The 23,438-nt window shown below is 35.2% G+C and carries 23 protein-coding genes; 16 read left to right on the forward strand and 7 right to left on the reverse strand.

What is annotated here, in order from left to right:
* The first annotated feature begins 76 nt into the window (after positions 1-76).
* The 5 genes from OL233_RS01700 (at position 77) to OL233_RS01720 (ending at position 5,781) form a co-directional block, all read left to right on the forward strand.
* The gene (locus OL233_RS01700) at positions 77-1,729 is read left to right on the forward strand and encodes a peptide ABC transporter substrate-binding protein (protein ID WP_275470831.1); all 1,653 of its coding nucleotides are present in this window, start codon (positions 77-79) and stop codon (positions 1,727-1,729) included.
* Positions 1,730-1,815: 86 nt separating this feature from the next.
* A complete protein-coding gene (gene opp3b, locus OL233_RS01705; protein ID WP_275470634.1) occupies positions 1,816-2,757 on the forward strand; it encodes an oligopeptide ABC transporter permease in 942 nt (313 codons plus the stop codon).
* Complete coding sequence (locus OL233_RS01710; protein WP_367618484.1) at positions 2,757-3,785, forward strand: ABC transporter permease; 1,029 nt, start codon at positions 2,757-2,759, stop codon at positions 3,783-3,785. The genes opp3b and OL233_RS01710 overlap by 1 nt, the downstream gene beginning before the upstream one ends.
* Before the next feature lie 11 nt (positions 3,786-3,796).
* Complete coding sequence (locus OL233_RS01715; RefSeq protein WP_275470635.1) at positions 3,797-4,840, forward strand: ABC transporter ATP-binding protein; 1,044 nt, start codon at positions 3,797-3,799, stop codon at positions 4,838-4,840.
* 2 nt (positions 4,841-4,842) lie between these two features.
* A complete protein-coding gene (locus OL233_RS01720; protein ID WP_302470508.1) occupies positions 4,843-5,781 on the forward strand; it encodes an ABC transporter ATP-binding protein in 939 nt (312 codons plus the stop codon).
* A 41-nt stretch (positions 5,782-5,822) separates the two neighbouring features.
* Here the strand turns inward: OL233_RS01720 and OL233_RS01725 are convergent, their stop codons facing one another.
* Positions 5,823-6,146, reverse strand: a complete 324-nt coding sequence (locus OL233_RS01725; RefSeq protein WP_275470636.1) for a hypothetical protein — start codon at positions 6,144-6,146, stop codon at positions 5,823-5,825.
* Positions 6,147-6,340: 194 nt separating this feature from the next.
* Here OL233_RS01725 and OL233_RS01730 point away from each other — a divergent pair, with 194 nt between their 5' ends.
* The 3 genes from OL233_RS01730 to OL233_RS01740 all read left to right on the forward strand — a co-directional run bounded on the left by OL233_RS01730 (position 6,341) and on the right by OL233_RS01740 (position 9,347).
* Positions 6,341-7,141, forward strand: coding sequence for a zinc ribbon domain-containing protein (locus tag OL233_RS01730; RefSeq protein ID WP_275470637.1), 801 nt, complete (start codon positions 6,341-6,343; stop codon positions 7,139-7,141).
* A gap of 98 nt (positions 7,142-7,239) precedes the next feature.
* Positions 7,240-8,637 carry a SulP family inorganic anion transporter gene (locus OL233_RS01735; RefSeq protein WP_275470638.1) on the forward strand — a complete coding sequence of 466 codons (1,398 nt, stop codon included), beginning with the start codon at positions 7,240-7,242 and terminating at the stop codon, positions 8,635-8,637.
* Between the two features lie 89 nt (positions 8,638-8,726).
* Positions 8,727-9,347: a YfbR-like 5'-deoxynucleotidase gene (locus tag OL233_RS01740; RefSeq protein ID WP_275470639.1), complete on the forward strand. Its 621-nt coding sequence runs from the start codon at positions 8,727-8,729 to the stop codon at positions 9,345-9,347.
* A gap of 41 nt (positions 9,348-9,388) precedes the next feature.
* Here OL233_RS01740 and OL233_RS01745 read toward each other — a convergent pair whose 3' ends face one another.
* The 4 genes from OL233_RS01745 to OL233_RS01760 are packed head-to-tail and all read right to left on the reverse strand — an operon-like array spanning position 9,389 to position 12,756.
* On the reverse strand, positions 9,389-9,994 hold the full coding sequence (locus tag OL233_RS01745; protein WP_275470640.1) for a response regulator transcription factor: 606 nt from the start codon (positions 9,992-9,994) through the stop codon (positions 9,389-9,391).
* Positions 9,994-11,106, reverse strand: coding sequence for a sensor histidine kinase (locus OL233_RS01750; protein WP_275470641.1), 1,113 nt, complete (start codon positions 11,104-11,106; stop codon positions 9,994-9,996). The genes OL233_RS01745 and OL233_RS01750 overlap by 1 nt, the downstream gene beginning before the upstream one ends.
* Complete coding sequence (locus tag OL233_RS01755) at positions 11,103-11,867, reverse strand: ABC transporter permease (protein WP_275470642.1); 765 nt, start codon at positions 11,865-11,867, stop codon at positions 11,103-11,105. The genes OL233_RS01750 and OL233_RS01755 overlap by 4 nt, the downstream gene beginning before the upstream one ends.
* A gap of 1 nt (position 11,868) precedes the next feature.
* Positions 11,869-12,756 carry an ABC transporter ATP-binding protein gene (locus OL233_RS01760; protein ID WP_275470643.1) on the reverse strand — a complete coding sequence of 296 codons (888 nt, stop codon included), beginning with the start codon at positions 12,754-12,756 and terminating at the stop codon, positions 11,869-11,871.
* Positions 12,757-12,923: 167 nt separating this feature from the next.
* Here OL233_RS01760 and OL233_RS01765 point away from each other — a divergent pair, with 167 nt between their 5' ends.
* Positions 12,924-13,874, forward strand: a complete 951-nt coding sequence (locus OL233_RS01765) for a D-2-hydroxyacid dehydrogenase (RefSeq protein WP_275470644.1) — start codon at positions 12,924-12,926, stop codon at positions 13,872-13,874.
* Positions 13,875-13,902: 28 nt separating this feature from the next.
* Here OL233_RS01765 and OL233_RS01770 read toward each other — a convergent pair whose 3' ends face one another.
* Positions 13,903-14,382 (reverse strand): DUF2798 domain-containing protein, encoded by a 480-nt coding sequence (locus OL233_RS01770; RefSeq protein ID WP_275470645.1) that lies wholly within the window; start codon positions 14,380-14,382, stop codon positions 13,903-13,905.
* A gap of 232 nt (positions 14,383-14,614) precedes the next feature.
* Between OL233_RS01770 and OL233_RS01775 the strand changes: the two genes are divergently transcribed.
* On the forward strand, positions 14,615-14,965 hold the full coding sequence (locus OL233_RS01775; protein WP_275470646.1) for a hypothetical protein: 351 nt from the start codon (positions 14,615-14,617) through the stop codon (positions 14,963-14,965).
* A gap of 33 nt (positions 14,966-14,998) precedes the next feature.
* Here OL233_RS01775 and OL233_RS01780 read toward each other — a convergent pair whose 3' ends face one another.
* Positions 14,999-16,159 (reverse strand): iron-containing alcohol dehydrogenase, encoded by a 1,161-nt coding sequence (locus OL233_RS01780; RefSeq protein ID WP_275470647.1) that lies wholly within the window; start codon positions 16,157-16,159, stop codon positions 14,999-15,001.
* A 388-nt stretch (positions 16,160-16,547) separates the two neighbouring features.
* Between OL233_RS01780 and OL233_RS01785 the strand changes: the two genes are divergently transcribed.
* From OL233_RS01785 to OL233_RS01810, 6 genes are all read left to right on the forward strand, one after another.
* Entirely contained in the window at positions 16,548-17,540 is a 993-nt protein-coding gene (locus tag OL233_RS01785) for a mannose/fructose/sorbose PTS transporter subunit IIB (protein WP_275470648.1), read from the forward strand.
* A 26-nt stretch (positions 17,541-17,566) separates the two neighbouring features.
* Positions 17,567-18,370 (forward strand): PTS mannose/fructose/sorbose transporter subunit IIC, encoded by an 804-nt coding sequence (locus OL233_RS01790; protein WP_275470649.1) that lies wholly within the window; start codon positions 17,567-17,569, stop codon positions 18,368-18,370.
* A gap of 22 nt (positions 18,371-18,392) precedes the next feature.
* A complete protein-coding gene (locus OL233_RS01795; RefSeq protein WP_126830687.1) occupies positions 18,393-19,304 on the forward strand; it encodes a PTS system mannose/fructose/sorbose family transporter subunit IID in 912 nt (303 codons plus the stop codon).
* A 103-nt stretch (positions 19,305-19,407) separates the two neighbouring features.
* The gene (locus OL233_RS01800) at positions 19,408-19,785 is read left to right on the forward strand and encodes a DUF956 family protein (RefSeq protein ID WP_275470650.1); all 378 of its coding nucleotides are present in this window, start codon (positions 19,408-19,410) and stop codon (positions 19,783-19,785) included.
* Positions 19,786-20,132: 347 nt separating this feature from the next.
* Positions 20,133-21,440, forward strand: coding sequence for a helix-turn-helix domain-containing protein (locus OL233_RS01805; RefSeq protein WP_275470651.1), 1,308 nt, complete (start codon positions 20,133-20,135; stop codon positions 21,438-21,440).
* Positions 21,441-21,888: 448 nt separating this feature from the next.
* Positions 21,889-23,268 (forward strand): hypothetical protein, encoded by a 1,380-nt coding sequence (locus tag OL233_RS01810; RefSeq protein WP_275470652.1) that lies wholly within the window; start codon positions 21,889-21,891, stop codon positions 23,266-23,268.
* Positions 23,269-23,438: the final 170 nt, after the last annotated feature.

A 23,438-nucleotide genomic window follows, 5' to 3' on the forward strand; every position in this document is an offset into this window, starting at 1 on the left:
TTGTTTAACTGTATCATACTCGTTAACGGAACTTGAAAAAAAGGTTGTCGGGTTTAAAGGAGGAAATACTATGAAAATGAAAAAGTTAATATCTATTGGTTTAGTCTCAGTATCAGTGTTGGCGTTAGCCGCATGTGGTAAGGGAGAAGAGTCTTCAAAAGGGAAAGAAAAAGGTAAAGGGAAGACCGAACAAGTATTGAATTTATCGAGTTTAACGGAGATTCCATCTGCAGATATCTCATTAAATACCGATGCTGAAGGAAGTAAAATGATAAATTCGATTTATGAAGGAATCTATCGTGTAGATGGTGAAGGTGTACCACAACCTGCAGGTGCGAAAGAATTAGCAAAAGTAAGTGATGATGGTAAAATCTATACGATTAAATTACGTGAAGATGCCAAATGGTCAGATGGTGAGCCAGTGAAAGCCGCCGATTATGTCTACTCATGGCAACGAACAGTCGATCCTAAGACAGCCTCACAATATGCCTATATGTTTGAAGGAATTACTAATGCCAAAGAAATCAGCAAAGGAGAAAAACCAGTCGCTGAGTTAGGGATTAAAGCTAAGGGAGATTATGAATTAGAAATCACGTTAGAGCAACCGATTGCCTATTTTGATCGTTTACTTGCCTTCCCTAATTTCTTCCCACAACGTCAAGATATTGTTGAAAAATATGGAAAAGACTATGCAACAGCAAGTGAAAAATCAGTTTACAATGGACCATTTGTTTCAGTTGAATTTGATGGACCAGGTTCAGATACTGAATGGGCCTTTGAAAAAAATCCTGAATACTGGGACAAAGAGGCTGTTAAATTAAACCGTATCAACGTAACTGTTATTAAAGAAGCGAGTACAGCGGTTGGGTTATATAAAAATGGTCAGTTAGACCAAGTTACATTATCGAGTGAATTAGCACAACAATTAGGAAATGATCCTGATTACCAAATTGATGCTTATGCGAACACGTCTTACATCGAAATGAATCAAGCCAAAGAAGGTTCACCATTTAAAAATGAGAATTTCAGAAAAGCTTTATATTATGGCATTGACCGTCAGTCTTATGTAGATAATTTATTAGCAAAAGGAAACATCGTTTCAAGTGGAATTGTCCCTCAAGGAATGGTGAAAAATCCAAAAACAGGAAAAGATTTCACAGAAGATGCGGATACTATGATTAAATTTGATAAAGAAAAAGCACAAGAATATTTAGCAAAAGCTAAAAAAGAATTAGGTAAAGAGGAAATCAGTTTTGACTTATTAGCCGGAGACAGTGATGGTGCTAAGAAAAATTCTGAATTTATTCAATCTCAAATTCAAACGAACTTACCTGGTGTGAAAGTAACAGTTAGTCCAGTTACATTTGCCGTTCGACTAGAACGTACAAACAAAGGTGATTTTGATGCTGTTATGGGAGGTTGGGCAGCCGATTATGCGGATGCAAGTAACTTCTTAGAATTATTCAAGTCAGACAATGCTTATAACCGTGGGAAATATAACAATCCTAAATATGATAAAGCCATAGAAGAAGCAGTTAAGAATGGAACTGATCCAGAGAAACGTTGGGAAAATCAATTGGAAGCAGAGCGTATTCTAATGTCTGATTTAGGTGTCTTGCCACTTAACCAAACAGTAACATCAGTATTAAGAAGTCCTAAAATCAAAAACTTAGTCACTAATAGTGCAGGAGCTAAGATTGATTACAAATGGATTTCAATGGAAGACTAACAAACAGGAAACAAAAACCAAGTTCCTAAGTTAACTTGGTTTTTTGTTTCTCTTAGTTTTAAACAAAGAAAGGCGTGGGGTAGAGAGTGACTAATTTTATGAAGTATTTAGCCAAGCGCGTAGGCTTGATGATTGTGACATTGTGGTTAATTATAACAGCAACGTTCTTTTTAATGAATTTCTTACCAGGTTCGCCATATGCCAACCAAGAGAAATTAAGCCCCGAACAAATTGAATTATTAGATAAGCAGTCGGGATTAGATAAGCCTTTAGCAGAGCGTTATGTGATTTATCTAAAAAATGTGAGTAAAGGGGACTTTGGAGTCTCGTTCCAATTTCAAAACCAACCTGTGTCAAAATTAATCGGTAAGCGAATTGGACCATCTGTTCAATTAGGCGTACAAGCTATTATTGTTGGAACGGTACTAGGTATTGGACTAGGTGTGCTATCCGCCATGAAACAAAATACGTGGATAGATTCAGTCTCAACGGTAATCGCAATTCTGGGACGGTCGATTCCTAACTTTGTTTTTGCTGTTATTTTACAATATATTTTTGCGTTAAAATTAAATTGGTTTCCTATCGCAAAATGGGATCAAGGAATGTGGTCAACGGTCTTACCAACATTGGCCTTAGCCATGTCGCCATTAGCTGATTCAGCCAGATTTATACGAACAGAAATGGTTGAGGTATTAAGTAGTGATTACATTGAATTAGCTGAAGCCAAAGGGTTAAGTCGAGTGAAGGTCTCTTTCAAGCATGGGTTAAGAAACAGTTTGATTCCATTAGTAACGTTATTAGGCCCTATGACTGTAGGTTTATTGACGGGTTCGCTTGTTATTGAAAATATTTTTGCAGTGCCAGGTATTGGGGAGCAATTTGTAAAATCAATCATGATGAAAGATTTCCCAACGATTATGGCCATTACGATTATGTATTCAACGTTGTTAGTCGTTGTGATGTTAATTGTAGATATACTATACGGTTTAATTGATCCAAGAATTAGAGTGTCAGGAGGTAAAAAATAATGACTGTAAAAGTTGAGAATGAGTTAACTAACATCAAACCAGAATTTTTACCTTTAAACCGTGAAGGAATTATTTCTGATGAAATAGAAGAGAAACCGTCCCTTAGTTTTATGCAAGATTCTTGGAGACGACTGAAGAAAAATAAAGGAGCGGTTGTGTCACTGGTTATTTTGATTTTAATTTCCTTAGTATCAGTAGGCTCTATTTGGTTATCTCCTCATGATCCAGCAGAACAACATGTTGAATATATGAACTTACCACCGCGTATACCTGGTATACCACTAAATGGGTTAAACGGTAAAGTAGAAGAACACGGAACAGTTATTGATAAATATGCGGCTGTACCAGAAGGTGTTAATTATATACTGGGGACTGATGGTTTAGGACGTGATGTATTATCTCGTTTACTAATGGGAACGCGTATGTCATTATTAATTGCCTTAGTTGCAGCGTTATTAGATATTACGATAGGTGTGATATATGGACTTGTTTCAGGAATGAAAGGTGGTCGAGTGGATACCTTTATGCAACGTTTTATTGAGGTATTAGCAGGTATACCAAACTTGGTAGTGATGATTCTGATGCTAACCATTTTTGAGCCAGGCATGATGTCGATTATCCTTGCAATGGTTATTACAGGATGGATTACGATGGCTCGTATTGTTAGAGGCCAAACGTTAAAAGTTAAAAATGAAGAATATATCCTAGCTGCTAAAACATTGGGAGAACGCCCGCTGAAGATTGCGACTAGACATATCTTACCTAATATCAGTAGTGTTATTATTATCCAATTAATGTTTAGTATCCCATCAGCCATCTTTTTCGAAGCCTTTCTTGGTTTCTTAGGTATAGGCTTACGCCCACCTGTTGCGTCGCTTGGGACATTATTAAATGAAGGGTACAAGACCTTCCAATACGTGCCACACTTACTTTGGATACCAGCTGTGACGTTATCGGTCATTATGATTAGCTTTAATTTATTAGCAGATGGGTTAAGAGATGCGTTTGACCCTAAAATGAAAGATTAGTGGGTGATGAGATGGAAAATTTATTAGAAGTGACTGATTTAAATATAGAATTTGCAACATATGCAGGAGATGTCCACGCCATTCGAGGTGTTGATTTCGTTTTGAAAAAAGGTGAGACCCTTGCCATAGTGGGAGAATCAGGTTCTGGAAAATCAGTGACCTCTCGCAGTATTATGGGGTTACTTGCTAACAATGCGACCATCACATCAGGCGATATTGTATTTAAAGGTGAAAGTTTAGTGACAAAGAGTAAGAAAGAGATGCAAAAAATACGTGGCAAGGAGATTGGCATGATATTCCAAGATCCTATGACGTCTCTAAATCCAACTATGACGATAGGCAAACAAGTAGCAGAACCTTTACGTATTCATTATGGTGCGTCGAAAAAAGAAGCTATGGAACGCGCATTACAATTGTTAGAACTAGTAGGTATTCCAAATGCAAAAGAACGTCTGTCAAATTACCCTCACCAATTTTCAGGAGGTCAAAGACAACGGATCGTTATTGCGATTGCTTTAATTTGTAATCCATCTATCTTAATTGCAGATGAACCTACAACCGCACTTGATGTGACTGTTCAAGCTCAAATTATCGAGTTAATGAAAGAAATTCAAATGAAGATTGAGACATCGATTATCTTTATCACACATGATTTAGGTGTAGTAGCGAATGTGGCAGATCGTGTCGCGGTGATGTATGCGGGACGAATCGTGGAGACAGGGTTGGTATCAGAAGTTTTTTACAATCCGCAGCATCCTTATACGTGGGGATTGTTAAGCTCTATGCCAAGTCTTGAACAAAAAGAAACAGCCTTATATGCCATACCAGGCACACCGCCTGATTTACTACACCCACCAACTGGCGATGCTTTCTATCCTAGAAATGACTATGCATTGGAGATAGATCGTCAAAAAGTGCCACCAATGTTTGAAGTATCCCCAACTCATTTTGCAGCAACATGGTTACTGTCACCAGACGCACCTAAAGTTGAGCCCCCTCAACAAATTAGAGAGCGTTGGGATTATTACCGTAAAAATTATCAGAGGAGCGAATAAGTATGACAAAAAAAGCATTATTAGAAGTGAAGAATTTAAAACAATATTTTAATGTCGGCTCTGAAGATGAGGTGAGAGCGGTTGATGATATTTCTATTGAGATTATGGAAGGCGAAACATTTGGTTTAGTGGGTGAGTCAGGTTGTGGTAAATCGACGACAGGTCGGACTATCATAAGACTCTACGAACCAACGGCAGGTGACATTATTTTTGATGGACAAGACGTGAGTCGAATCAAAAAACAAAAGGACCTTCAAAAATTTAGACAAGAGATGCAAATGATTTTTCAAGATCCTTATGCGTCATTAAACCCTAGGATGAAAGTGAACGATATCATAGGACAAGGGATAGATATTCATAACTTAGCTAAGGACGATGAAGATAGAACCAATCAAATTAACCAATTACTTGAGACAGTAGGCTTAAATGCTAGTCATGGGTCACGCTATCCTCATGAATTTTCAGGTGGACAACGTCAACGGATTGGGATTGCTAGAGCGTTAGCAGTTCAACCCAAATTCATTATCTGTGATGAACCGATTTCCGCTCTTGATGTGTCTATTCAGGCTCAGGTTGTGAACCTATTAAAGGAATTGCAAATCAAGAAAAAATTAACGTACTTGTTTATCGCCCATGATTTATCAATGGTTAAATACATCAGCGACCGAATTGGCGTGATGCATTATGGTAAGTTAGTTGAAGTAGGATCTAGTGATGATGTGTATCAGTACGGGTTACATCCTTATACAGAAAGCTTATTATCAGCGATACCTCAACCAGACCCAGACTTTGAAAAGTCGAGACAACGCGTCCCTTATAAAGGTCAAGATGACCAAGTTCGTGAGCTAAGGGAAATCGCCCCGGGACATCTGGTAAGATGTACAGAAGAAGAAGTGGGAATGTATCGAGAGAAGTTGGAGAGTAAGAAACAAGCGAATTAAAAAAGAGTCTATTCTGTTAAGAATAGACTCTTTTTATTGTGTTAATAACTCCTATGTGGCACGCCTATATTCTTCCAAAAAGGACGTGGATGTGTTGCCTCTTTAATAGCTTGAAGGGCATCTTTTTCTCTCGGAAAAAGTGAAATTGAATCGACAAAAATATAAGAGAGGAGTGACTTGTGAAGGCTAAGTAGTTCATCTTCAGGTGTCACTTTTCCTTTATCCAGGTTATCATAACTAGTTTTTAAGTGGGTTAAAAGATACTGGCAAGAGGAGCCTGCATCAGGGCGTTTAATCAGCTCATTATAGAGGTTGCGAATGAGAATTTGAGCGTGTTTATTTTGTTCTTTTTTATCTGCTTTCATAAGTCAAGACTCCTTTGATAGAGGGATTTATAGCTTTGATTATATACCTATAAATCGTGGAAGATAAGGGGGTAACTAACTTTTTGTAAAAGGCTTATTTCTTAATGAAATAAAATAAACTGAGCAACTCTTGATAACGCTCATGAGCTAACCTATAATTGAAAAATAGGATATATTTTGGAGGAGGTCAAAAGATGGAGTATTGTTCAAATTGTGGTGAGAAACTAGCCTCAGAAGCAAAATTTTGTGGAAGTTGTGTCACAAAAGTAATGAAAGATGAAAAAAAAGTTGAGACAAAAGAAGAGGTTAATAAAGAAAAGACAATTGAAACGACAACTCAACAGCCAAAAGGGTCGAAAAAGAAAATTGGTATGATTGTTGGAGCTGTTTTAGTACTAGCGCTTATTGGGTTCGGTTTAAAAGCTAGCGGGATGTTTACACCGAAAATGGAGAAGTACGCAGGTGTCTACATGAAAAAACGTAGTGGCAGTATGCCTGGTGATCATACGGAGTCTTACAATGAAGTGCCTTTAGATTCAGTTGAGGATGAGAGTTATATTGAGTTGACTGAAGACGGTGTTTATAAAAAAGGGTTTATCCAACGTTTTAATGATACGCGTGAGTTATATGCGAAGCGTTTAGGTGTGACAGATTATGCGATTGATGGTAATGAAATTAAGCGTAATCGTAGTCTTAATCCAGATGAAATCAAAGAATATGTTCGTTTGTATTTAGATTCAGATGGGAAACGTATAGCTAATAAAAGTCGTTATGAAAAATATATGAACGCAGGTTCAGAGTATGTGGAAGAGAAAAATGACAATTATGGTCGTTACGAATTGTACGATATTACGAATTGGTATATTAAGGAGAATGAAAATGACCTTGCTGATCATATGGAATACGACTTCATTAATGAAGATGGTGAGTTAGTTTCAATTAATTATTATAGCGATGAAGACAAAACATCTATCTCGATTTATAATAAAGAATAACAGCAAAGCTTCGGTCTATTAGAGACCGAAGCTTTTTATGTCTCGTGTTATTTGGTATGATAGAAAAGTTGGATAAAAGAGAATGAGGAGTACGATGTATGTTATTGAGTATAAAAAAAGAAGAATGGTTAGGACAGGTGAAGAATGATTTCTTTGCAGGATTAGTTTCATCGATTGCGATTTTACCAGAAGTTATCGGTTTCGCGATTATTGCAGGTGTAAACCCTTTAACTGCTCTTTTTGGTTCGAGTATCATGATGTTAGTCATTAGTTTTATGGGTGGACGACCAGCAATGGTAACGGCAGCAGCTGGGTCGATGGCCATGGTGATGGTTGGTTTAATAAAAGCGCATGGAATTGAGTACATGCTTGCGGCTACGGTGTTAACTGGTATTTTTCAGTTGTTACTAGGTTATGCAGGGATTCATAAATTGATGCGTTATATTTCTAAAACTGTGATGTATGGGTTTGTTAATGCTTTAGCGATTATGATTTTTATGGCACAGGTTCAACAATTACCAGGACAGTCAGTTCTGACATTTGTGATGGTAGGCATTACAATCTTACTGATGTATGTTTTACCAAAAGTAACCACACTTGTGCCACCAGCATTGATTGCGATTGTCATGATGGGGATTGTTTCTTATGTGATGCCTGGACAATTTCAAGTGATCGGTGATTTAGGTGATTTAAGTCAGACAAGCTTTAGTTTAGCTTTACCAAATGTACCATTTACCCTAGAGACTTTAAGCATTATTATCGGTCCCGCTATAGCTTTGACAATGGTTGGTTTAATTGAAACACTACTAACCTTACCTATTGTCGATGAGATGACTGAAACAACAGGGGATTCTAAGCGAGAAGTAAAAGCGCAAGGTCTTGCAAATTTAGTGACGGCTTTCTTCGGTGGTCCTGCTGGATGTGCTATGATCGGACAAGCTGTCATCAATGTGAAGTCCGGTGGTCGAACACGATTGTCAACGTTAGTAGGTGGTTTATCACTATTGATTTTAATTTTAGTAGGAAAAGATGTGATGTTACAAATCCCGACAGCAGTTTTAATTGGGATTATGATAACAGTAGCTATCGCAACGTTTAATTGGGAAAGTTTGAGTTTAATCCGTACTTTTCAAGTGACCGAAAGTTTTATTATGATTATGACCGTAGCGGTCGTAGTGTATACGCATAATTTGGCGATCGGGATTGCTCTAGGTGTTTTGTTAAGTGCTCTCGTATTTATGGCGAAGTTATCGAGTATTAAAATAACAGAAAATGAGGAGACTATTAGTGTTTCAGGACCCTTATATTTTGCGTCGGTCCAATCATTTAATCGTTATTTTTCTGAAAAAGAGTCAACGTTAAAAGGAAAGCAAATTGATTTTTCTCATATGACAGTTTTAGATCATTCGGCAGAAGAAGCTTTAGTGGAGTGGTTGAGAGACTATCATACGCCAGATAATCAGCTACAGCTTATCGGTCTTCCGCAAGCAAAGTAAAAGTCGGCTCTATGAGTCGGCTTTTTGCATATTCTTTGACTCGATTACTCGATTTCGGTATGATAGTAAAAATACCTAGGAGGGATAGTATGGGATTAAATGAATTTATATTAGGATTAAACAGTTTGGAGACCATTACACGTGCACCAGGATTTTTCAAATTTACCGAGCATACGGTGGCGGCCCATTCTTACCGAGTGGCGTCTATCGCACAAGTCTTAGGGGATATTGAAGAAGTAAATGGTGTGACGATTGATTGGAAATCATTGTATGAAAAGGCGTTAAATCATGATTATACAGAGCGCTTTATTGGAGATATTAAGACCCCGGTCAAATATGCGAGCAAAGAACTTAGAGGGATGTTACAGACCGTAGAAGAGAAAATGACTGATCAATTTATTGAAGAAGAAATTCCAAGTGAGTTTCAAGCTATCTATAGAAGACGATTATTTGAAGGGAAAGATGAAACAGTAGAAGGTGAAATATTAGCGATTGCTGATAAAGTCGATTTGTTGTATGAGTCGTTTGAAGAGATTGTTAAAAACAACCCAGAACCGGTGTATAAAGAGATGTTTATCGAGTCAGTGGAAACAATTAAGAAATTTGAACACCGACCATCTGTCGGCTACTTCTTTAAGGAAATATTCCCAGAGTTATTGTTACCTGATTTTTATGGAAAAGAAGCCTTTATGGCAAAAATTAGTGAATGAATTTGAGTAAAAAAGCAATCAGAAAAAATCTGATTGCTTTTTTATATCCAATGGTGCTGACTAGCTACATTTATAGCTTCAATTCTAGAGCGAGAACCTGTTTTACTTAAGATAGCAGAGATGTAATTACGAATGGTTCCTTCTGACAAAAAAAGTGTTTTTGAAATGACTTGTGTAGAAAGCCCTTGCTGGATGAGAGTTAAAATCTCCATTTCACGATGACTAAGAGGATTTTTTTCAGCGCGTAGAACTGTCTTAACTAATTCTGGAGAATAAATAGTAGCTCCCTTTAAAACGGAATGGATAGTTTGTATTAAAAAGTCACTAGGACTATCTTTTAATAAATAAGCGCTGACTTCAGTTGCGACCGCATCTTGAAAGTAATGCTCTAACGCAAAGGTTGTTAAAATAATACATTTAGTTGTTGGGATTATTTTTTTTAGTTGTGCTGCGATTTCGAGTCCTGTAAGGCCAGGCATCTCGATATCTAGAATTGCGATATCTGGTTTTAGTTGTTTGATCTCAGCTAATGAAATCAATCCGTCGGTACTCGAACCTATTACGGAGAACTCATTTTCTAAATTTAAAATAGTGACAAGCGCAGTTTTAAGCATTTCTTGATCCTCAGCTATATAAAGTGTAGTCATTATAATTCCCCCTTTGGTAATGTAAAGGTAAGTATAGTTCCATTTGTGGAAGTTATGGTTAGGTTTCCACCTACTTCAGTCATTCGTCTCTCCATACTAGTTAAACCAAAAGCACCTGAACGAATAGTTTGAATACCAATCCCATTATCTTTTATGCTTAAAGAATAGTGAGTAGATGATTCAGAGAAAGTAAAACTAGCAACTTGAGCTTTGCTGTGTCTAATCATATTTGTTACAGCTTCTGTTATAACAGAGGAGAAGAGATGTTGAACATCTGGTGGCCAAGTATTCGAAAGAGTTTCGTTTATACTTTGAATGGAAATATTTGCCAATTTTAAGTTGTTTTCTTCCTCAATCATAGTTTCTGCGATATTTTTTTCATGCAGGTTATTAACAATTGACCGAACAGAATTTAAGCTAGCACGTGATAGTTGAGCGATTTCAGAAAGTTCTTTTTCAGCAAGTGACGCATCTTTTTGGATTAATTTTTGAGCAAGTTCCGTTTTTAAAGTGATAATTGAAAATGTTTGACCGACGGTATCATGTAAATCGCGGGCAATACGATCTCGTTCATTTTGCTTAACAATAGCTTCTAAGCGTTGATTATTACGGCTAAGCTGAGCACTTCTACGATAGGAATCTCCCATTGAACGAGCTGCGAGAGGTGAAACAACGGCGAATCCTAAAGGAATCATAAGCGTGCTCCATTCTGAAAAAGAATAAGGAGGATGTGGAATAGTACTACCTATAAAACTAACCAAACAAGCACTATAATAACCAATAAGATAATGTTTAAAAGTAGTTTTGGCTAAAGGGATTGATCCAATCTCCCAAGCGGTGAAGATGAATAGGTAGCCATTTTGTTCTGTTATACCAAAAAATATAGCAATGAGTAATTGAGTCAAGATATTCAAGGGCAGTAGTGTTGTAATGGTATAAGCATCGCGATAAGCTTTTATAAAGATAAGTAGAAGTATTATCAAGAAATAACGATAAGTCGTATTGATTGGAAATAAAGAAAAAATTGTAGGGATTAGAAATAGTAACCAAAAATAGGGAGTGAACCCAAATTTTTCAGGAAATAAAATATGACGTTTAAAAAATTGTTTCATAAGCGGTGTAGCTCCTTTTTATTCTGAAAGGTATTAATTATCCAAGTTAGTATTCCTAGTAAACTTGTCCAAAGTATTATATATAGTACATTCATTTTGTTTAGTGTCAGAGAATTGTGGCAAATGTTCTTGCTGAGTTCAGCTAAGTGATAAGGTAATAAGTAACTGCCAATTTTTTGAATCCATTTTGGTAAGATTTCTAACGGAAACCAAAGTCCACTAAAAATTGCCATAGGAAAGACGATGAGATTACTCAATAAGTTTATCACATTACTTGAGTCACTAAAAGAAATCATGATACCTATCAACATCAGAGGTGATGCGATGATGGGCAAAAGAATGATTAGGAATAACCAGGCAGAAGAAGAAAAGTTTATCTGATTAATAATAATCCCAGAGATACTTAGTCCTAATGTTGATAAGCTAGACATAGTAATGAAAACAAGAAGTGTAGAGACGTAATAACGAATTTTTGACACAGGACTAAGTTCAACAAAAAGTGTAAAATGTTGTTTATTATCATCGTGGAAGGTATTAGAGACACTAATCACTGCGCTCAATAGCATACTATAAATAATCATACTGATAAGATAATCTTCTTTCCAAACTATAAGAGCTTCTTTAGGCATTTCAACAGTCATTACCTTTGTAAATAAAAGATAAAAAGCTAAAGGAAGAAGTAAGTTAAAAAAGAAGAATTTTAAGTTACGCCAAACTAATCGTTTAAAATTAAGGTGCACTTGATAAATAAAAGAGTTCATATTAGTTTTCTCCTTTGCTTAACTGGTTAAAAAGGGTTTCAAGAGAGTGAGGTTTAATGGATAAGTTTTCTAAATCATTTAGATAAGGTATGAGTTCGTTAATAAAGGTATTTATATCATTTGTAAGAAACGTATGACGTGTACCTAGGTTAGAATGACTATGAACGGCGGTGAAGTCATTAAAGAGTGAGGCCTCAATCGAACTCGTAAAGTTAATCTCTGTTTGTCCAGTTTTCTCTCTTAGTTGTTCTATGGTTCCGTTAAAAGTGAGGGAATTATTTTTTAAAATTAAAAAGCGAGTAGCAATCATCTCTAGTTCATCTAAATAATGACTGGTTATAAAAAATGTTTTTCCTTTTTTTTGATAGTGTGAGACGGTTTGCCAAAATTGATACCTTGCATGACTGTCCATACCAGCAGTTGGTTCGTCTAAGAAAATCAATTCAGAATCTCCGGCCAGTGCAATCGAAAAAGATAACCTACGCTGTTGACCACCAGATAATTTTGTGAGGAAAGTATCTTCCTTTTCCTTTAAGCCAGCTAGGGATAATAATTCAGTATAGGGAAGGGGATTAGAATAGTAGCTCCTTGCTAACATAATGCTCTCTTTAACGGTAACTTTTGATAATGAAAATGAATGTTGTAGCATAACGCCAATAGTCTCACGGTCATTCTTTCTGAATTTTTGTTTTCCAAATAGTAGGACATGACCGCTATCTTGAGGTATTAAATGTGTAATAATTGAGATTAAGGTAGATTTACCAGCACCATTTTCACCTAAGAGTGCAACTATTTCACCTTTATATAGTTCAAATGAAATATCGTTTAAAATCACCTTGTTCTTATACGATTTGCTAATGGTTTTAACGTTTAAAATAGGTTGTATCATTAGTAATGCCTCCTTTTCTACTACTATAAAGAAAAGAACGTAGGTACATAAGTAGCGAGTGTCATGACATGATGTGACAGATGTCATATAAAAACAAAATACTAACGAAACATCAATGCAAGTGATATACTAGAGTGGAATGAAAACGTTTAAAGGAGAGCTGGGACATGACAGAAAAACTATTAGTTTTAAATGATTTATCAGCAGAAAAGAAAACTGAGTTAATTGACCGTTTTAAGACCGTTGAGTTTAGTTTTACCAATCCTAAAGATGTGACAGATGAAGAGTTAGCACGTGCAACAATTATTTGGGGGAATTTACATCCTAAACGATTACATAATCAACTTGATAAATTAAAGTGGATACAGTTGTGTAGTGCAGGGTACGATGCATACAGTAAACCTGATTTATTACCAGAACAAACAACATTAACAAATGCCAAAGGGGCATATGGCTTGACTGTGGCAGAGCATACACTTGCTACGACAATGATGGCGATGCGAAAGCTCCACTTATACCATAAAAATCAACTGACTCATAATTGGAAAAATGAAGGGAAAATTAAATCAATTTATGGCTCAAAAGTCGGCATCATTGGACTGGGTGATATTGGCCGTAACATTGCAGAAAAATTTTCAGGGCTAGGTAGTGAGATTGTCGGTTTTTATAAATCAGATAAAGTAAGTTTTCCATTCGTAAAAGAAGTGAGAACCGTCGATAATATCGCTGATAAAGTGAGTGACTTAGACGTCCTAATATTATGTGTTCCTGCAATGGCGAGCAATTATCATTTAGTAGATAGTAAGCTACTTGCCAATATGAAATCAGATGCAATCTTGGTGAATGTAGGTCGTGGTAGCCTTGTTGATTTAGAAGCATTATGTACTCATATGAAGCATGAAGATGAGTTTGCAGCAGTATTAGACGTAACTGAACCAGAACCGTTGCCAGAAAATCATGAAGCGTGGGATTTGAAAAATATAATTATTACGCCACATGTTGCTGGTGGTTTTGATTTAGATGAAACCTTTAATAAATACATGGAAATAGCGGAGAATAATCTTGAGAAGTTCTTGAAAGAGGACCCGTTATCTAATGTTGTGATAAAAGGATTTTAACAAAAAGAGAGCCATTTGGCTCTCTTTTTTAGTGGAGATGTAACCAACGCATCATATGACGTGCAGTAGGTTGTGCGATTAAAAGTTCGATAAACAATACAATCGTAAAGTTGCGCGGCCAAGCTATAACGAAACGGTTTAAAAGCCCAGTTTCAATGACAAATCCGTGACCAACGACATCACCAATTATCGTCATAATTACGGACATACCGATAACGGTAAAAAAGACATTAAACAAGACTTGGGCATTAAAACTGTCATTGGTATGGCTAAATTTAGTTAGAAGAGGCATGACTGCTTTTCTGACGACAAAATTTTCAAGCACCATCGCAATAACAAAAAATAGAGGAAAGGCCTTTACTACTGTTGTGAGGTAGTGGCTATCTACTGCTCTGAATTCCAAGTAAATATTAAAGCTAGACATCAAAAAGGCGGTTATACCGCAAATAATACTGCCATAAAGAAGACCTTCCTTTGGATTGTGGGGTAAACGTAAATCATGTGACATAAAAAAACTCCTATCTTCCTTAATATCAGTAAACAAAAAAGACGCAGAAACCATCTGGGCAGATGGTTCCTACGTCTTGCGAGTAATGTTCACTGTAAAAATAGTGTAGCAGATTTAAAAAATTCTCGTAAGTAAAAAATAAAAGTTTACTAGTAAGGGGAGGTTATTTAAAGCAGATTAATCGAATACACTAATTTATCATGATACACTAAAGATAATGAGGGGGGAGTTTATGAGACGAGTAACTACCGATTTAGAAGCTTATTTCCCAAGAGAATACATCAAATTTGATAAGTGTTGTGTTGATAATGCAGCGGATATTAAAGAGATGCAGAGGTCCGAATTAATTAACCGAAAGTTAGCTAAGTTTGATGAGATTTTTGAAGAAAAAGACTTATCCGATTTTTGGAAAGAGAATAAATTTAAAGAAATTGATACACTAGATTATAGAGAAACCGTTTTGCTAGATAGCTTCATTCCATTATACGAGCTAGTTTTACTTGCCTACTATAGGAAGAAACTAGATAAATTACGTGAAATAGACTGGAAGATAGAGGAATACACTCTAAAGAGTAAAAAGTAGTAGCTTGTTATCTCAAGCTACTACTTTTAAATTTTACTCGTAAGCTTTTTCAAATAATGACATAATATCAGCTTTTGTTCCTTGGCGGGGATTACTGAAGGCATTACCATCGACTAGGGCATTTGTTGCCATTAACTCGAAGTCTTCACGTTTAACACCCATTTCTTTAAGTGTTGATGGAATACCAACATCAGTTGCAAGTGTACGCATTGCATTAATCGCAAGCACTGCAGCATCACGTTTTGATAAACCTGAAATATCTTCACCCATAAATTCGGCAATATCAGCAAATTTATCAATGTTTGAAATCATGTTGTATTCTTCAACAGTAGGTAAAAGAATGGCATTGGCAACACCATGAGCCATATCGTATTGACCACCCAATTGGTGAGCCATAGCATGTACGTAACCAAGGTCAGCGTTGTTAAAGGCCATACCAGCAAGAAGTGAAGCATACGCCATATTTTCACGTGCTTTAACATTTTCGCCGTTAGCTACTGCTTGGCGTAAGTTAGTGCTAATTAATTTAATCGCTTGAATAGCAGCTGCATCTGTTACAGGGTTAGCATTTTTAGAGACATAAGATTCAACAGCATGAGTTAAAGCATCCATACCTGTTGCAGCAGTAAGTCCAGCTGGAATTGCTAGCATTAGTAACGGATCATTAATAGAAACAACAGGGACATTACGCCAGCTTACGATAACAAATTTTAAATGTGTTTCTGAATTTGTTAGGACACAGTGACGTGTAATTTCACTTGCAGTACCAGCTGTTGTATTGACAGCAACAATTGGAGGAAGTGGGTTATCAAGTGTTTCAATACCAGCTAATTCAGTAAGAGGTTTGTCATGAGTTGCCGCAATACCAATCCCTTTACCACAGTCATGAGCAGAACCACCGCCAACAGTGATAATAGCATCACAATTATTTTCGTTGTAAACAGCTAATCCATCTAAACAGTTAGAGATTTTGGGATTAGGTTCAACACCGTCGTAGAAAACATACTCAATATTTTTATCATTTAAATGTTTTTCAACTTGTTTCACTGGACCATTTTCCATATTACGTAAGAAACCATCTGTTACGATAAGAGCTTTTTTAACGCCTAGAAGTTCGACACGATCTCCAATGACCTCAACAGATTTAGGACCAAAGAAGTTTACATTAGGTAAAAAGTAATCAAAATAACGCATAATAAATTCCTCTTTTCTTTTAATGGTGTAGGGAATGTATCCCTTTTCAAAACTATACTTAAAGTATAAAACTTTTTGTGAATAAGTGAACGGACAAAATGGTAAATATGTCCTATAAAAAAAAGCGAACAACAGTTGTGGTTCGTTTTTATCAATTATGTATAGGAGTTGACTTTAGTGTATCTAAAACACAATACACTAATTAGAGTATTTCTTTAAAAATAGATAATACACTAGTGATACATATATTTATAGTGCTTAGTGTATTGTATGTGGCGGTAAATGCTGTTATTTGGCAGAAAATGATTGATACACTAAAACTGGCACAGTAATTGCTTATATAAAGGTGATCTTTAATAAAGATAAATGAAATAGGAGGGATTAGAATATGGTAGGAATTATCCTAGCCAGTCACGGTGAATTCGCTGAAGGTATCTTACAATCCGGCGCTATGATTTTCGGAGAGCAAGAAAACGTAAAAGCTATTACGTTAATGCCGAGTGAAGGACCTGAAGATGTTAAGGCTAAAATGCAAGAAGCTATCGCAACATTTGATGACCAAGAAGAAGTTTTATTCTTAGTCGATTTATGGGGTGGTACACCGTTTAACCAAGCAAATACATTGTTTGAGGACCACAAAGACAAATGGGCTATCGTAGCAGGTATGAATTTACCAATGGTTATCGAAGCGTATGCGTCACGTTTTTCAATGAACTCAGCTCAAGAGATTGCAGCACATGTTCTTGAAACAGCGAAAGAAGGAGTGAGAGTTCGTCCAGAAGCTCTTGAACCTGAAGAAGCAGCACCAGCAGTAGCAGAAAAAGAAGAAATTCAAGGCGCTATTGCACCAGGAACTGTTTTAGGAAATGGTGAAATTGATTTTGTTTTAGCTCGTATTGACTCACGTCTATTACATGGACAAGTGGCAACAGCGTGGACTAAAACAACGCAACCAAACCGTATCATCGTAGTATCTGATGCTGTAGCAAAAGATGACTTACGTAAGAAATTAATCGAACAAGCTGCTCCTCCAGGGGTTAAAGCTAACGTTATCCCAATCAGTAAAATGATTGAAATTTCAAAAGATCCTCGTTTTGGTAATACAAAAGCGTTACTATTATTTGAAACACCTCAAGACGTGTTACGCGTATTAGAAGGTGGCGTTGATATTAAAGAAGTTAATATCGGGTCAATGGCTCATTCAGTGGGTAAAGTAGTAGTAAGTAAAGTGTTATCTATGGGACAAGATGATGTGGATACATTTGCGAAAATCAAAGAAAAAGGCGTTAAATTTGATGTCCGTAAAGTACCAAATGATTCTAAAGCCAACATGGATGAGATTTTGAAAAAAGCACAAACAGAAATTAACAATGCAAAATAAAAATTAAATAATATAGGAGGCTTATCATGTCAGCACTATCAATGATTTTAGTTATACTTATTGCGTTCCTAGCTGGTATGGAAGGGATCTTAGATGAATTCCAATTCCATCAACCATTAGTGGCGTGTACATTAATCGGTTTAGTAACAGGTAACCTAGAAGCTGGTATCATCTTAGGTGGTACATTACAAATGATCGCTCTAGGTTGGGCAAATATCGGAGCAGCCGTAGCGCCAGATGCTGCTTTAGCATCAGTTGCATCAGCAATTATTTTAGTATTAGGTGGTCAAGGTGTTAAAGGTGTTGATACAGCGATTGCGGTTGCCGTACCTTTAGCAGTAGCAGGTTTATTCTTAACAATGATCGTTCGTACATTAGCTGTACCAATCGTTCACATGATGGATTCAGCAGCTGAAAAAGGTAACATCAGACGTTTAGAAATGTTACATATGGCTGCAGTAGCAATGCAAGGTTTACGTATTGCAATCCCAGCAGCAGCATTACTATTCATTCCAGCTTCAACTGTTCAAGGATTCTTAGAGTCAATGCCAGCATGGTTAAATGAAGGTATGGCTATCGGTGGTGGAATGGTCGTTGCCGTAGGTTACGCACTTGTAATCAACATGATGGCAACAAAAGAAGTATGGCCTTTCTTCATTTTAGGTTTCGTTGTAGCAGCAATGTCAGAATTAACATTAATCGCTTTAGGTGGTATCGGTGTGGCACTTGCTCTTATCTACTTAAACTTATCTAAAATGGGTGGTTCATCTAACGGAGGAAGCAACAGCAACTCAGGCGATCCACTAGGCGACATCTTAAATGACTATTAATCCTGAAGGAGGAGAACAGAAAATGGCAGAAAAAATTGAATTAACTAAAAAAGACCGTCTGGCTGTCGCTTGGCGCTCAACATTTATTCAAGGTTCATGGAACTACGAACGTATGCAAAATGGTGGTTGGGCATTCTCAATGATCCCAGCAATCAAGAAATTATATAAAACTGACGAAGAACGCTCACAAGCAATGAAACGTCATTTAGAATTCTTTAATACACATCCTTACATTGCATCACCAATCTTAGGGGTTACCTTAGCACTTGAAGAAGAACGTGCAAATGGCGCGCCAGTTGATGATGTTGCAATTCAAGGGGTTAAGGTTGGTATGATGGGACCTTTAGCTGGTATCGGTGATCCAGTATTCTGGTTTACATTACGCCCAATCTTAGGTGCTTTAGGAGCATCATTAGCTATGACTGGTAACATTATGGGACCAATCATTTTCTTCGTAGCTTGGAACTTAATTCGTATGGCTTTCATGTGGTACACACAGGAATTTGGTTATAAAGCAGGTTCTAAAATTACTGATGATTTATCAGGTGGTTTATTACAAGATGTAACTAAAGGAGCGTCAATCCTCGGGATGTTCGTTCTGGCAGCTTTGGTTCAACGTTGGGTATCTATTAAATTCTTACCGGTTGTATCTGAAGTTAAACTAGACGATGGCGCGTTTATCGAATGGAATAAATTACCAGCAGGTGGCGAAGGTATGCAACAAGCCTTCGAAAAAGTAAATTCTGGTATGGCTTTATCACAAACTAAAGTGACAACATTACAAGATAACTTAGATCAATTGATTCCTGGCTTAATGCCATTATTACTGACTTTCTTCTGTATGTGGTTACTTAAGAAAAAAGTTAGTCCTATCGTTATCATTCTTGGCTTATTCGTAGTTGGGATTGTTGGACACTTAATCGGTTTATTATAGAAACAACTTAAAGCTCGGAATTTCCGAGCTTTTTTTAATAGCCTAATGTCTTGGAACATCGTATAATAATAGTAAGAAGAAAGACAGGAATGGAGCTTACAACATGGTACAATCAATTAATACAAAAGTAGATTTGGTCATTGATGCTACATCATTCACTGGTTTAACCGACTACGGTAAAATTATGGTAGGGGATAAAGGCTTTGAATTTTATAATGACCGAGATAAACGTAAATTCATTCAAATCCCGTGGGAAGAGGTCGATTTAGTACTGGCTTCTGTGATGTTTAAGGGAAAGTGGATTCCGAGGTATGCTATTCAAACTAAGAAAAATGGAACCTATACTTTTTCGTCTAAGCAACCTAAGAAAGTATTAAGAGCTATAAGAGAGTATGTGGATTCAGACCGTATGGTTCATTCTCTAAGTTTTATGGATGTAGTAAAACGAGGGTTCAAATCCATAGGTAAAAAGAAAAAATAGGTGTAAAAAGACTGCAAAATTCTTGATGGAAAGAATTTTACAGTCTTTTTTTATAAAAATAATAGGGATAACAAAAGATAACTAAGGACTGATTTGTTATTTAAACCGATAGGAAAAAGAATAATGAAACAGTATTAGAGTATGAGTCTGTTATAGGTGTGAAAAATGGATCAAGATTGTATATATAAAACCTCGAAGTGCTTAAAATAAGATTATGACTTATTATTTATTTAATTTATTATTAACTGTACCTTAAGAAGGTATGGATGATTGTATAGTGATGTGACAAGGTTAGATACATCAAATAACCTATAAGTCGAATTATTCAAGGATAGGAGGAATAGACAATGAGTCAACTTTTTTTCAATAATGCTCAGATGGAGAAATATGAAGTTTTACATTATATTTTAAGTTTACACCAAAATGAACAAGTCAATCAGCAGTTCGCAAAAAAATTATCCGTTGATAGACATAGAATTAGAACAATTAATAAAGATTTGGTTGATTGCGGTGTAGAGTTAAAAATAAAATCTAATCTAGGTTATTGTTATTCAGAAAACATTGATCGAGAGGATATGCTTGAGTATTATAATAAAAAGATATTGGCCAAGTATTATTATTATTTACTTAATCAATCTAACTTATTTCACCTTATTTCTTACTTAGTAAATAATAAACGAGCAACAATTGAAACAGCAGCTTGTGATTTGAGTATCTCGAACAGTTATATTTATAAATTAGTATCCCATTTTAACGAAGTGAGTGGTCCGGAGTATGGTGTAACTATAGAAATTGTAAAAAAACATTTGGCATTTACAGGAGATGAGGACAAGCTCATTGTAGCTTTATTTGCTTTTTATGCTGTTGCACCAGAGTGCGACTATTATAACTACTCAACTATTGAGCCAAAAAGTGATCAATTTTTAGAATTATTAAGAGCACCTTTAATTAGTATTTTAGAGAAAACGGAAGACTGCACAGATGCTGATCTTTTATTTGAATTGTATAAAAGTTTATATAGAACGTCACCAACATCTCGTTCAATTGAATCGATTGGTTATGATTTAATTCAAGAAGGTGGTCCATTAGTTAAAATCGTTTCAAAATTGATTAAGTATTATAGTAATCAATATGGGCAAATTAATTTAAAAGATCTTAGCTTCTATGTCCCTGAATTGATAAAGCTGATGGTTTTATTAAAAGTCAAACCAACTCCCCTTTATTGTATAGAAATTGATGATGTAGCAATGAAGGATGATGATTATCAAGAGATAACAATAGTAGAGAGGATTTTATTAGAAGAAAAGTTTTATTTAGAGAGAAAAAAAATAAAGGGACTTATTTGTTTTATGAAACGATTTTTAAATCATAGTAGAAATTTAGTTAAAGTTAAAATTTATGTCAATTTAATAGACTCTTTTCTTTTGACTGATTTATATAAAAAATCAATTAGCCAATTATTTAATTTTGATACAGTCTGTTTGGTTGAGGATATTGATGTCGCTAACATTGTGTTAACTAATGATATGAGGCAAGTAAAAACTTACGATAAAACAAAGTTTGTCTATGTTATTCAAGAAGTAACAGAAGAATTTGAAAAAAAAGATTATCTTCATTTTATTATAAAAATAGTTAAGAAATTATCGTCAAAGTGATTATTACAGAAAAATAAAATAAAATGTTCGAAAAACACACACAAAAAAATAGGGTTTTGTACACTTTTAAAACATAAAACACAAAAAAAGTATATGTTTTTTTGTGAAAGTAGGTATAATAAGAGCCTCAATCAGGTTTAAATTAAGAGAGTATTTAATGATTAACCGTATAATAAGCAATTTGACTGACTTTTAATTAAAAAATAAGATAAATCTACCCTCATTTTAGAATACTATTCTTTACATAAATAAAGAAACAGTAGATGGAGTTCGTTGTTATAGTTTCTCTAACTATATACTATAAAGTAATAAACGGTGCATGTATCGGTGGATCATATCGTTTATTAGGGGAGTATAAAGAAATAGAAATTAATTTATTAAGGTATGTCAGTTTTGTTAGTAGTTAATTTTAAGTATTTTATTCCTGTTAATTTAGGGAGGCGAGTAGATGAGTGGTATTTTTTTAAATAACTCACAGAGAGAAAAGTACAGTATGTTAGAGTTTATTTTAACGGAAAGTGATTTCGAAAAAAAACAATTAATTAATAAAGAGACTTGTAGGCATCGGGTAGCTGCAATTAATGCAGATTTGTTATCATGCGGAATTGATATGACGATTTCTAATAATTTAAGCTATCATTATACATCAGATTATTTTTATAATAAGTTAACGTGGTATTACAATAGATTAGTTTTATATAGTTATCATAACTATTTACTTAATCAATCTTCAATTTTTCACCTGGTCGTGTATTTAATAGAGAATAATAATGAGGTGAACTTAGATAACGCGGTTTATGATCTAAATGTTTCTACTAGTTATATCTATAAATTGATTTCTCAGTTTAATGAGATTAGTGAAGAGAAACTTGATATTTCGATTGCAATAAGAAAAAAAACAATTTCCTTTGCTGGTCCCACTAATAAATTGATTAGTTTGGTATTTGAATTTGTAAAGGCCTATCCATTGAATTCTGAAATTAAAATGGCTTATTTTAATAACAGTTCTCCAAATGATATTGAATTAGAAGATGTAAGACCCTATCTTTTAAGAATATTTAATATGGAAGAAACATCTAGCAATACAGCACTTCTTTTTAATATGTATAGCTCAATGCATGAGGAAAAAGAATCAATTAGTGATAATTTAGAAGTAGGTTATGATCTGATGAAAATGGGAGGTCCTATAGTGGAACTTCTCTACATATTGATTGATTATTATAGCAATGATTATGAGCAAATTAAATCTAAAGAACTGCTTCTATATTTAGTGGACTGGGTAAAATTGGTTACATTAGTTAAAGTTACACCAGTCGATTTATTTTTCTCAAGTATTGATAAAAAAACGTTAGAACGTTACTCTGGTAATGTAACTCAAGAGTCAGAAAATTTATTAAAGCACCTCTCTTTGGATGATATTGAATTTACGAAAGAACAATTCGATGCATTACTTCTTTTTTCACGCCCTTTTTTAGAAAAAAGTAAGCCAACAAAAAAGATAAAAATTTATGTAAGAATTGTGGATTCATTAGTGTTAACCGAGTTATATAGGGATTCTATCAAGGAAATATTCAACCCGGAGACGATTGAATTAGTCTCAAATAGTGATGAAGCTTCTATTATAGTGACAGATAATACCAAAAGTATCACATTGCGTAAAAACGGAAAAATAGTTTATCTGATTAGAGATGTGATAACAGAATTCGAAACAAAAAAATACAGACAGTTTATTGTCAATTTTATTGATACAGTAGACCAAGAGGTTGCAGGGGTTAATCAGGATTGTGTAGAAAAATTATCTGTCCATGCAAAAGAATTTTCTGTGTAACGCTTTCAGGTACACAATAAAAAACATTATAGCTAATTTTGTTATAAGAAAAGCTGATGAAATACAGGGATTTACTCAAAGTAATTGAAAGTATCAAAGATTTTTTTAATAAAAGGTAAAGATAGAAAGCTTTGAACCGCTAACTTAGCAAGGGTTCAAAGCTTTCTATC

The sequence above is a fragment of the Vagococcus proximus genome (genome assembly GCF_029143285.1).
In the GTDB taxonomy this organism is placed as follows: domain Bacteria; phylum Bacillota; class Bacilli; order Lactobacillales; family Vagococcaceae; genus Vagococcus_D; species Vagococcus_D proximus.